Source organism: Nocardia sp. NPDC058497, assembly GCF_042720195.1.
GTDB lineage: Bacteria > Actinomycetota > Actinomycetes > Mycobacteriales > Mycobacteriaceae > Nocardia.
Genome location: NZ_JBHXMY010000805.1, coordinates 796 through 2,124, shown reverse-complemented (window position 1 = coordinate 2,124; position 1,329 = coordinate 796). Strand labels below are relative to the sequence as shown.

Below are 1,329 nucleotides of genomic sequence, written 5' to 3'. Positions count from 1 at the left end.
ATGTTGGGAAATCGATGCATCGAACCAGGACAAGCCCTGCTCGACGGTCATTCCGGTCACTCCGCCGCGCCCGAATCGGGTCGTATCCTCGCCGCGTAGCCGAGCGCCCATGCCGGAACCGGAGTCCCACAATCCCCACGCGATCGACACCGCGGGGAGCCCTCGACGCTGCCGGAACTGCGCCAGGGCATCGAGGAAGGTGTTGGCCGCAGCGTAATTCGCGACACCGGCGCCGCCCAGCACCCCGGCGGCCGAGGAGTACAAGACGAACAGGGCGAGGTCGAGATCCTTGGTGGCTTCGTGCAGCCACCATGCGGCTTCGGCCTTGGCCGCCAGCACCGTGTCCACGCGCTGGGGCGTCAACGCCGACACCACGCCGTCGTCGAGCACCCCGGCGGTGTGCACCACACCGGCCAAAGGCGCATACGGTGGTACCGCTGCCAGCAATGCCGTCACTCCCGCACGGGTCGACACATCACAGGCCACGATCGACACCCGCGCGCCCAGCTCACTCAGCTCCGCCATCAATTCCGGTGCCCCGGGCGCGGATTCACCACGCCGCGACGCCAGCACCAACGACCGCGCGCCGTGCGCCGACACGAGATGTCGCGCGACGACTGCGCCCAGACCTCCTGTGCCGCCGGTGATAACGACCGACCCCGAGGACAGGGATTCCCCGAGACGGGTGGGCAACGACTCGGTCGCAGGGTTTACCCGCGACAGGCGAGCGACGTAGGCGGTCTCGCCACGAATGGCCACTTGGGCTTCCCCGACCGCCAGCGTCTGCGGTACCAGGCCGGTGGCGTCTCCTGGACTGTCACTGTCCACCAAGATGATTCGACCCGGATCCTCGGACTGGGCCGAACGGATCAACCCCCACACCGCGGCGCTCGCGACATCGGTGATGTCCTCGTCGGCCACAGTGACCGCGCCCTGGGTGAGCACCACCAACAGGCTTCCCTCGAATCGGGTGTCGCCCAACCATTGCTGTGCGACCGACAATGCCTCGTGAGTCACACGCCGCGTGCGCTGTACCACGTCGGCGATCACATCCGCACCGGCCCGCAGATCCAACACGACGGCCACCGACATCTCTGTCGATTGCGCTGTCCAGGAACGGAACTGGTGCGCCGTCTCGAACGACACGGCGGAGACCACGGTGGCCGCTGGCGTGGTTCGGGTCGCGCGATGCCACTGGACCTCAAGCAACGGTTCGCCGCGTCGGGTCAGCTCATAGAAAGGCGGCAACGGCCCGCACGCCAACAAACCCATACAGAAAAAACGAATACCACTATTGTCCACAGACAGGAACGACACACCCCTACAAAA

At 66.4% G+C, this 1,329-nt stretch carries 1 protein-coding gene; it reads right to left on the bottom strand.

The window, feature by feature from the left end; translation table 11 throughout:
* Positions 1-1,146 (bottom strand): beta-ketoacyl reductase (locus ACFWPJ_RS31185; RefSeq protein ID WP_378856854.1); only part of this gene is annotated, 1,146 nt, incomplete at its 3' end.
* Between the last annotated feature and the right edge of the window lie 183 nt (positions 1,147-1,329).